This is a genomic window from Devosia sp., assembly GCF_035944845.1.
GTDB lineage: Bacteria > Pseudomonadota > Alphaproteobacteria > Rhizobiales > Devosiaceae > Devosia_A.
The window spans coordinates 1-9,646 of the sequence record NZ_DASZAW010000132.1 but is presented as its reverse complement, the minus strand read 5'-3'; the positions used below and the strand labels follow the sequence as shown (position 1 = coordinate 9,646).

The following is a 9,646-nucleotide window of genomic DNA, read 5'->3' as shown; positions in this document are numbered from 1 at the left end:
AGTGGAACCTCCAGCAAAAATGGCCGGCAGAACTCTGTACGATAAGATCTGGGACGATCACCTTGTTTCCAACAACGAGGATGGGACCAGCCTTATTTACATTGATCGCCACCTGGTCCACGAGGTGACGAGCCCGCAGGCCTTCGAGGGTCTGCGGATGAACGGCCGCAAGGTCCGCGCCCCCGAGCGCACCCTGGCCGTGGTCGATCACAACGTCCCCACCACCGACCGCTCACTGCCCAATCCGGATCCGGAAAGCGCCATCCAGATTGCCGCGCTGGCCGAGAACACCAGGGATTTCGGCATTGAGTATTACGATCCCTTCGACAAGCGTCAGGGCATCGTGCACATCGTCGGCCCCGAGCAGGGTTTCACCCTGCCCGGCATGACCATCGTCTGCGGCGACAGCCATACCTCGACGCACGGCGCCTTCGGCGCGCTGGCGCATGGTATCGGCACGTCCGAGGTCGAGCACGTGCTCGCCACCCAGACGCTGATCCAGCAGAAGGCCAAGAACATGCTGGTGCGTGTCGATGGCCAGCTGCCCGAAGGCGTTACCGCCAAGGACATCATCCTCGCCATCATCGGCGAGATCGGCACCGCCGGCGGTACCGGCCACGTCATCGAGTTCGCCGGCGAAGCCATCCGCGCGCTCAGCATGGAAGGCCGCATGACGGTCTGCAACATGACCATCGAGGGCGGCGCCCGCGCCGGCCTGATCGCCCCGGACGAGAAGACCTTCGAGTATGTGAAGGGTCGTCCGCGCGCGCCGAAAGGCGCCGCCTACGACCATGCCGTCGAGTACTGGAAGACCCTCTACTCCGACGCCGATGCGCATTACGACAAGGTGGTGATCCTCGATGCCGCCAAACTGCCGCCGATCGTCTCCTGGGGCTCGAGCCCCGAGGACGTGATCTCGGTCAACGGCGTCGTTCCCAATCCCGACGACATCCAGGACGCCAACAAGCGTGCCTCGAAGTGGCGGGCGCTTGAATATATGGGGCTCGAGCCGGGCACCAAGATCACCGACATCACCGTCGAACGCGTCTTCCTCGGCTCCTGCACCAATGGCCGCATCGAGGATCTGCGCGCCGCTGCCAAGGTCGTGGCCGGCCGGAAAGTCGCCGCCGGCGTCAACGCCATGGTGGTGCCGGGTTCGGGTCTCGTGAAGGAACAGGCGGAAGCCGAAGGTCTCGACAGGATCTTCAAGGATGCCGGTTTCGAGTGGCGCGAGCCGGGCTGCTCGATGTGCCTTGCCATGAACCCCGATAAGCTCAAGCCGCACGAGCGCTGCGCTTCGACCTCGAACCGCAACTTCGAGGGCCGCCAGGGCTTCAAGGGCCGTACCCACCTCGTCTCGCCCGCAATGGCGGCAGCCGCGGCGGTCACCGGCCACTTCGTCGACATCCGCGATTGGCAGTGACATACGGCAGTCGGCAGTCGGGCGCAGGCAGTCGTAACACTGCCTATCGACTGCCTGTTGCCGACTGCCGACTGCCGCTATGACCAACTCCTGGACCGACCGCGCGGCCCCCAGCCTCGACGATTTCGAACAGATGGCGGCAGCGGCCTTCGCGGCGCTGCCGCCTGAGTTCAAGGCGCTCGCCGGGAACGTCCCGTGCATGGTCGCCGAATTCCCCGATGAAGAGACCATGCGCGAGATGGAGCTCGAAACCGAGTTCGACATTCTCGGGCTGTTTCGTGGCATCGGCCTGCCGCAGGGCGGCGCCATGCCGCAGACCGGGCAACTGCCCAACCAGGTCTGGCTCTACCGCCGCCCCATCCTCGACTACTGGGCCGAGAGCGAAACCGGCGAGACGCTGGGCGAGATCATCACCCACGTGCTGGTGCACGAAATCGGCCACCATTTCGGCTTCTCGGACGACGATATGGAAGCCATCGAAGCGGCAGCGGAACGCGAGGGCTGACATCGGCTGGTCCAATTAACCACAGGGTCATCCCCGCGAAAGCGGGGACCTCCTTTTGCGATGGTGCCACGGGCAAAAAAACAGAGGTTCCCGCTTTCGCGGGAATGACTCCGCGGTTGCCGAATGATTCAGTCCCGCTGATTGCCGTCCCGCGGCACGAACTCATAATAGTCGTCCAGCACGCCCGGCCGCTCATCTTCGACCAGGAGGCCGTACTTCTGGCTGTCGAAATGCTGGAACCACTCGTCCCAGGCGACGAGGTCGAGTCCGCCGGGACGATCGCCGTACTGATTTTCCCCCGCGTTCAGCGCCTGCTGGTCGAACAAGATCCTCAGCACCGGCGGGCCACCGATGCCCGTTGCGCGATCTTCCATCGCCGGGTTGCCCGAGCGAGCCGCCGCCCAGAGCCGGATATCCTCGTGCTTGGTGAGGACCTGAGTCATTTCGATGCCTTTCTGGTCTTCTTGCGAACCATCAGTCTAGCTGGAAAACTTCGATATCTTAAGTGGTCGCGGCATCGTCCGGTTCCAAGAGCCGATCGCCCTCAAGCGCCTGTTCGAACTTGGCTCTACCTCCGCTGGCCCAAACCTGCGACGGCGCGCCGCGGCGTTGCGAGCTTTCTGTTAACCAGTTCTTTCTGAGCCAACCCTACTGTCGTTTCATCATCAGGGACGCAATTGCAGGGCATGGCCGGAGCGAGCTTCATCCTCGCCATCAATCTATTCATTGCGGCGCTGTTCGCGCTCGCCTTCTTCCTGGTTGGCGTGTCCAACCGGGCGGATAAGGTCGCGCCGTTCTTTGCGCTCGCCTACGTGTTCGGCATCTTTTACATCGCTTCGGAATTCATACTGCCGCTGCAGGATTATCCGCAACTCGCCTATACCGCCGGCTTCGCCTTCTTTCACGGCGCAGTGACGGCAGTGACTCTTGGGGTGGCCCGCCGGTATCGGCCGAAGCTGCCCTGGGCCGGCGTTGCTGCGATTGCGGCGATCTCGATCGTCGCCAATTGGTTCGGCTACACCTTGCCGCACGACACCGTGGAGCGGAACCTCATCTACCAGGCGCCCTATGCCCTGCTGCAAGCGGCAGCCGCCTGGATCATCTTCGCCTCACGCCGACGCCAGCCGATCGATATCGGTCTCATCGCCCTGTTCGCGCTGAGTGCGCTGCAGTTCCTGTCCAAGCCCTTCGCTGCCCTGACGCTGGGCGGCTCTGGCGACAGCACCGCGACCTATCTCGCCACCACCTACGCGCTCTACTCGCAGTCGCTCGGCGCTATCCTGCAGGTGGCGACCGGCCTGCTGATGCTGATGCTGCTGGTCCGCGACATGCTGGTCGAGATCACCGCCCGCTCGGAGACCGATCCCCTGTCGGCGGTCTACAATCGCCGCGGCTTCGAAGAACATGCAGCCACCGGCCTGCTGCAACCCGCAGTGCCGGCCGCCATGGTGCTGGCCGACCTGGATGCCTTCAAGTCGATCAACGACAATTACGGCCACGACATCGGCGACCAGGTGATCGTTGCCTTCGCTGCGCTGCTGCGCGACACCGCTCCGCCCAAGGCGGTCGTCGGTCGTATGGGCGGCGAGGAATTCGCGGTCTTCGTTCCGGGAGCCAACCTGGCGATAGCGCGCCTGCTGGCGGAAACGCTGCGCACCGGCTTTGCCACGCTCTCGGTGCCGGGCCTGCCGCCCTTCGTGCACTGCACCGCCAGCTTTGGTGTCGCCGAACGGCTCACCGGCGAGAGCCTCTCCGGCCTGCGCCGGCGTGCCGATGCGGCGCTCTACACGGCCAAGCGCGACGGTCGCGACCGGGTCGGGGTTGCCACCGACCCCGATGCCGATGCAATGCCGGCCCATCCTCTGGCGGGCACGTCGCTCGCGAGGTCCGCCTGACGGTCCGTAGGGCCGGCCAGACGCGCTAGTTGAGATCGCGTCGTTCAACGAATTCGAACGCCGTCTGGTCGCCCACCCGCAGCGCCAGGTGCTGCCGATCGAGTTCGGCGAGCCAGGCGGTCCACGAGCAGGGGCTCATTCCGTCGTCCTGGCTGGGCGTCTCGGTTGGCGCCGCTGAGCGCGCGAAATTCAGCGCCAGCCGCGCCCGCACCTGGCCGCTCGGGTCAGGGACCCGACGCAGTGCCGGCTGGCCGTGCCGGGCCGTCACCCAGTTCTGGATATCGCGATGTTCGGTGAGTGTATGGGTATTCATCCTGGCCTCCCCTCAGATGCCCAACTAGAACTCCCAACGCCAAAGCGGCGGTTCTGTTCCGCTCAGTTTGGCTCTCTCCCATGCGACATTTATGACAGCCTGCGCGGGCGCCCGGCAGCCGATCTTGAGGGCCTCCTGCGTGCCTTGGCGTATTGACTTGGCCAAGCGGTTGATCGCGCTTTGAAGACGCACGTTCCTCATTTTGCCTGGCTGTCAGCCCCGGGCGCGACGCAGCACTTTTTCCACACGCGTCCGCTTGGCGCCGGGCTCGATTCCAATGAGTCGAGTCTCGAGCAGGCGCACGAATGCCGTCCGATGCGCTGCGTCGATCACCGGCTGCGCCTGCTCGGCATACATCGGGAACTGATTGGGTGCCGCGCCCTCGAGCCGCTCGAGGAGAATGGGGAGTGCCTTGGCCCCGTGACCGGCAGCGGCAAGCTTGACGAGGATCGCCACCGCCTTGTCTTTGGCGATCACCGAGCCCTTGTCTGCCGCCGCGACGATCCGCGGCAGTTCGGCAAGCACCGCATCGGGCTGCAACGCGGTAATGGTCTCGATCGCCTGCAGCGCGCCCCACACATTGCGATTGTTCTTGCTCCCGAGCAGGGTCAGGAATGCCTTCGCGTGCGGCGCCGCCAGCTCCGGTCGGCGCTCGCCCAGTTCATACAGCACCTTGATGGCATCATTGGAAATGGCTGTCGAACCGGTCGCGAGAGCCCCGGCGAGCTCGGCAATTGCGGCAGCATCGGGCTTTGCCGCCAACGCCTCGGCCAGCTCGACATTGGGCTGCTCGTCATTCCGCCCGAGCGCCGAAGCTAGCTGTGCCAGCACGCTCACGCTTCGACCGCGGTATCGAGCGCCAGCGTGATCATCTCCCTGAGCGACGACTGCCGGTCCTCGGCGCTGAGTTCGGCATGAGTGATCAGGCAATCGGTCATGGTGCAGATGGCCAGTGCCTTGCGCTCGAACCGCGCCGCCAGCGTATAGAGCGCCGCAGCCTCCATCTCGACTCCGAGAATGCCATGCGCCGGCAGTCGGCCGTAGCCGGTGAGGCCGGGCTCGATGTGGTAGAAGATGTCGGACGAGAGCATGTTGCCCACGTGGTAGCGCATCCCCGCCTTCTCGGCCCGCTCGACGCTATCGCGCAGCAGCCCGAAATCGGCGATCGGCGCGAAGTTGAACGGCGCAAACGCGTCGCGGACGATCGCCGAATCCGTCGTCGCGCCCTGTGCGATGATCAGGTCGCGCACCTTCACCTTGGCATTGAGCCCGCCGCAGGTGCCGACCCGGATCAGCTTCTGCAGCCCGTAGACGTTGATCAGCTCGTGCACGTAGATCGACAGCGACGCCTGCCCCATGCCGGTCGCCTGCACCGACACCGGCTTACCCTTCCACGTGCCGGTATAGCCGAGGCAGTTGCGCACCGAGTTCACCAGCCGCGCATCCTCGAAGAAGTTCTCGGCAATCCATTTGGCGCGCAGCGGGTCGCCGGGCAGCAGCACGGCTTCGGCATAGTCACCAGGCTTGGCGTGGTTGTGCGGGGTCATTTCGGCCTCTCGTCGTTTCAATTGGCGCAATCCAAACCCTTTGCAGATGACATGCGCAACCCCTATATGTCCCGCGCATTGAACCCTTGGATGGGAGCCTCATATGGTCGCGAAAATCTTCATCGACGGCGAAGCCGGTACCACGGGTCTGCAGATCCGCGAGCGCCTCGCCGATCGCGGCGACCTTGAGGTGATCTCCATTGCCCACGACAAGCGCAAGGATCTGGAGGAGCGGAAGCGGCTCCTCAACCTCGCCGATGTGGCGATCCTCTGCCTGCCCGACGACGCGGCCAAAGAGAGCGTGTCGCTGATCGACAACGACACCACCAAGGTGATCGACGCTTCGACGGCGCACCGCATCGCCGAGGGCTGGGCCTATGGCTTTGCCGAAATGGACAAGGCGCAGTCCGCTGCCATCGCCAATGCCACGCGGGTCGGCAACCCCGGCTGCTGGCCGCAGGGCGCCATTGCGACGCTTCGCCCGCTGGTCGAAGCCGGTCTGGTGCCGGCCGATTTTCCGGTCACCGTCAACGGCATCTCCGGCTATTCCGGCGGTGGCCGCAGCATGATCGAGGACTATGAGGCAAAGGGCGACGACGCCAACGAGTTCGCGCTCTATGGCCTCACCTTCAAGCACAAGCATCTGCCCGAACTGCAGAAATACGCCAAGCTCCAGCACACCCCGCTGTTCCAGCCGGCGGTCGGCAACTTCCGCCAGGGCATGATCACCGCCGTGCCGCTGCAGCTTTGGACCCTCGACAAGGTGCCGACCGGCGCTGAACTGCACGCTGCCATCGCCGACCACTTCGCGGCCATCCCGCACAGCTTCGTCGATGTCGCGCCGCTCAGCGAACTCGAGCGCAGCCCCGAGCTTAACCCCGAGCTCTACAACGACACCAACCGCATGCGGCTGCACGTCTTTGCCAATGAGAGCAAGGCCCAGGCCCTGCTGGTCGCCGTCTACGACAATCTCGGCAAGGGCGCCTCGGGTGCCGCAGTGCAGAACCTCAACCTGATGCTCGGCGTCGCCGCGGATACCAGCCTGGCGGCGTAATCGGCTATCACCTCGGGCGGTCCCACCCATCGAACCGCCCCACCCTCCGGCGTCATCCCTGCGAAAGCAGGGACCCATTTATCGGCCCGCGCCAGCTGCGAGTTGGGTCCCTGCTTTCGCAGGGATGACATCGAGGTTTTTGTCACCGGCGGTGAACGGCCCGCGATTCCACTGTCTGCGTCTGCCCTAAATCTGCAGCCCGCGCAGCAGTTTCGGCCCATTGCGGTCGAGCCCGGCGGCGCGGGCGATCAGCAGCTCCTTGACCGGCGGCAGCCGGTCGACGACGCCCATGCCGAAATCGCGCAGCGCCCGCACCGGCGCCATATCGTTCGAGAACAACCGCACCATCCCGTCGGTCACCATCGCCATCAGCGCGGTGTCGAAGCGCCGCCAGTGCTGGTAGCGCTCGAGCACGTCTGCGGCGCCGTGATCCTGCCCCAGCCGGATCGCGTCGATGACCACCTCGGCCAGCGCCGCGACATCCTTGAGCCCCAGGTTCAGCCCCTGTCCGGCGACCGGATGCACCACGTGCGCCGCATCGCCGATCAGCGCCAGCCGCGGCGAAACGAAGCTCTTGGCCAGCTGCAGCCGCAGCGGGAAGGCCTGCAGCCCTTCCTCGAGCGTCACCGCCCCGAGGCTCGAGCCCATCACTGCTTCGATCTCGGCAGCGATTGCCTCCTGCGGCCAGCCCTTGAGTTCGGCCGCTCGCTCGCTGCTCTCGGTCCATACCAGCGATGAGCGGCGGCCCGGCAGCGGCAGGCTGGCAAACGGCCCGGCCGGCCGGAAATGCTCGTAAGCCGTGCCCTCATGGTCGAGCTCGTGCATGATGGTGGTGACCAGCCCCGACTGCCGATAGTCGTGCGAGATTACCTCGATCCCCGCCATCCGTCGGAGCGCCGACTGCGCCCCGTCCGAGGCGATCACCAGCGGCGCCGAGATGGTTCGGCCGTCAGCGAGGCTGAGGCGCGCCATGCCGGGGTCGGCGGCAAAGCCGGTGATCTCAACCGGCGCGATGATCTCGACCCCCTCGCCCAGCGCACCGAGCAGCGTCTCGGCCACCAGTTGGTTGGGCACCAGGTGTGCAAATGGCTCGCCCGGCGCTACGTCGCCCATGAAGCTGAGGAACAACGGCCGCGCGATGTCGCCGCTGCCGGAATCGGTGATCTTCATCTGTCTGACCGGCTCGGCTCCGATCGCCATGGCGGTCCAGACGCCCAGTTCCACGAAGATGCGGCGCACTCCGGCAGCGATCGCCGAAGCGCGCTGGTCCTTGGGCACCGAGAACGGCCGCCGATCGAGCAGCGCGACGCGCAAGCCCTTCATCGAACGGGTCAGCGCCACCGCCATGGTGAGTCCCACCGGCCCGCCGCCCACGATCACGATGTCGAAGCTGTCGGCCATGAGAGAACTCCGCTTTATCGCTATGTCGGCCCTCCCGCTGAGCTACGCAAGGCCGGCCGAGGACGCAAGGCGATCCTTTGCCGCGCCTCGTTGCTGCACAAAATGTCATCACATCAAATGATTCTGCACAAAACCTGCGCAAGAGTTGCGGGCGGATTGCCATCCTGCTTCGTCATTAGGCAACAACTGACCGCTTTTCCTTAACAGAATCATACAGTTGGCGATTGCGGCCGCAGTTTGGCACGCGACTTGAGTCTGTTTGTGCCGATTGGGGACCGTCGAACCCACCCATCGAAAGGGGCATCCATGAAGCTGGTGATCGCAATCATCAAACCGTCGCGCCTGGAGGAGGTCCGCCAGGCCCTCAACTCGCTCGACGTGCACGGCATGACCGTGACCGAAGTCAAAGGCTATGGCCGCCAGAAGGGCCATTCCGAAATCTATCGCGGCACCGAGTATGCGGTGCACTTCCTGCCTAAGCTCAAGATCGAGATCGCTGTCGACGACGCCCAGTCGGACGCCATCGTCTCGGCCATCCGCGAGAGTGCCCAGACGGGCCGCATCGGCGACGGCAAGATCTTCGTCCTCGACCTGCTGGCCGTCACTCGTATCCGCACCGGCGAAACCGGCGCGGCCGCGCTCTGATGCAGCTACCCTCTGGAGAAACCCCAATGACAGACTTGAAGATGTCAAAAGTCCTGGGAGCTGCGGCACTGGCCTCGCTGGCTCTCGCCCTGCCCGCTTTCGCGCAGGATGCCGCAGCGCCGGCCGCTGAAGCCGTCGCCGAAGTCACCCCGATCATCGACAAGGGTGATACCGCCTGGATGCTGGTCTCGACCATGGTCGTCTTCGTGATGATCGTGCCGGGTCTCGCGCTGTTCTATGGCGGCCTGGTGCGCGCCAAGAACGTGCTGTCGATCCTCAGCCAGGTGCTCGGTGGCGTCGCCATGATCGCCCTGCTCTGGGTGGCCTACGGCTATACGCTGGCCTTTGGCGGCAGCGAAGGTGGCCTCTCGCCCATTATCGGCGATTTCTCCAAGCTGTTCCTCTCGGGCGTAACGATCGAGTCGACCGCCGCCACCTTCTCGGCCGGCTTCGAGCTGCCCGAACTGGTGTTCGTGGTGTTCCAGCTCACCTTTGCCTGCATCACCGCGACACTCATCGTCGGCGGTATCGCCGAGCGCATGAAGTTCGGCGCCGTGATGCTGTTCCTGGCGCTGTGGTTCACCTTCTCCTATCTGCCGATCGCCCACATGGTCTGGGCCGGCACGGGTTACCTGTTCGGTCTCGGCGCCTATGACTTTGCCGGTGGCACCGTGGTGCACATCAACTCCGGCGTGGCCGCGCTCGTCGCCGCCATCGTGCTGGGGCCGCGCACCGGCTTCCTCAAGGAACCGATCCCGCCGCACAACCTGACCTTCGTCTTCATCGGCGCGGGCCTGCTGTGGTTCGGCTGGTTCGGCTTCAATGCCGGCTCGAACCTCGAAGCCAACGGCCTCACCGCCCAG

The 9,646-nt window shown here is 64.9% G+C and carries 10 protein-coding genes and 1 pseudogene; 6 read left to right on the top strand and 5 right to left on the bottom strand.

All coding sequences use genetic code 11. The annotated features are described in order from the left end of the window. Window positions 1-19: 19 nt before the first annotated feature. Together leuC and VGV07_RS26155 are read left to right on the top strand one after the other, a co-directional pair. Window positions 20-1,423, top strand: a complete 1,404-nt coding sequence (gene leuC / locus VGV07_RS26160) for a 3-isopropylmalate dehydratase large subunit (RefSeq protein ID WP_326871672.1) — start codon at window positions 20-22, stop codon at window positions 1,421-1,423. Window positions 1,424-1,502: 79 nt separating this feature from the next. Next, the gene (locus tag VGV07_RS26155; RefSeq protein ID WP_326871671.1) at window positions 1,503-1,928 is read left to right on the top strand and encodes a metallopeptidase family protein; all 426 of its coding nucleotides are present in this window, start codon (window positions 1,503-1,505) and stop codon (window positions 1,926-1,928) included. 128 nt (window positions 1,929-2,056) lie between these two features. Here the strand turns inward: VGV07_RS26155 and VGV07_RS26150 are convergent, their stop codons facing one another. Next, window positions 2,057-2,371 (bottom strand): hypothetical protein, encoded by a 315-nt coding sequence (locus VGV07_RS26150; protein WP_326871670.1) that lies wholly within the window; start codon window positions 2,369-2,371, stop codon window positions 2,057-2,059. Between the two features lie 243 nt (window positions 2,372-2,614). Between VGV07_RS26150 and VGV07_RS26145 the strand changes: the two genes are divergently transcribed. Then, window positions 2,615-3,823, top strand: a complete 1,209-nt coding sequence (locus VGV07_RS26145) for a GGDEF domain-containing protein (protein ID WP_326871669.1) — start codon at window positions 2,615-2,617, stop codon at window positions 3,821-3,823. 25 nt (window positions 3,824-3,848) lie between these two features. Here VGV07_RS26145 and VGV07_RS26140 read toward each other — a convergent pair whose 3' ends face one another. The 3 genes from VGV07_RS26140 to deoD form a co-directional block, all read right to left on the bottom strand. Further along, window positions 3,849-4,136 (bottom strand): hypothetical protein, encoded by a 288-nt coding sequence (locus VGV07_RS26140; protein ID WP_326871668.1) that lies wholly within the window; start codon window positions 4,134-4,136, stop codon window positions 3,849-3,851. Window positions 4,137-4,349: 213 nt separating this feature from the next. Further along, window positions 4,350-4,967, bottom strand: coding sequence for a hypothetical protein (locus tag VGV07_RS26135; RefSeq protein ID WP_326871667.1), 618 nt, complete (start codon window positions 4,965-4,967; stop codon window positions 4,350-4,352). A 2-nt stretch (window positions 4,968-4,969) separates the two neighbouring features. Beyond that, window positions 4,970-5,683, bottom strand: a complete 714-nt coding sequence (gene deoD, locus VGV07_RS26130; protein WP_326871666.1) for a purine-nucleoside phosphorylase — start codon at window positions 5,681-5,683, stop codon at window positions 4,970-4,972. Window positions 5,684-5,786: 103 nt separating this feature from the next. Between deoD and argC the strand changes: the two genes are divergently transcribed. After that, entirely contained in the window at window positions 5,787-6,737 is a 951-nt protein-coding gene (argC, locus tag VGV07_RS26125; protein WP_326871665.1) for an N-acetyl-gamma-glutamyl-phosphate reductase, read from the top strand. A 186-nt stretch (window positions 6,738-6,923) separates the two neighbouring features. Here argC and VGV07_RS26120 read toward each other — a convergent pair whose 3' ends face one another. After that, window positions 6,924-8,138, bottom strand: a complete 1,215-nt coding sequence (locus VGV07_RS26120; RefSeq protein WP_326871664.1) for an FAD-dependent monooxygenase — start codon at window positions 8,136-8,138, stop codon at window positions 6,924-6,926. A gap of 306 nt (window positions 8,139-8,444) precedes the next feature. On the opposite strand from VGV07_RS26120, the gene VGV07_RS26115 reads away from it, so the two are divergent. Then, complete coding sequence (locus tag VGV07_RS26115) at window positions 8,445-8,783, top strand: P-II family nitrogen regulator (protein ID WP_055046886.1); 339 nt, start codon at window positions 8,445-8,447, stop codon at window positions 8,781-8,783. 26 nt (window positions 8,784-8,809) lie between these two features. Then, a pseudogene (locus VGV07_RS26110) lies at window positions 8,810-9,646 on the top strand (ammonium transporter); the annotation flags it as partial.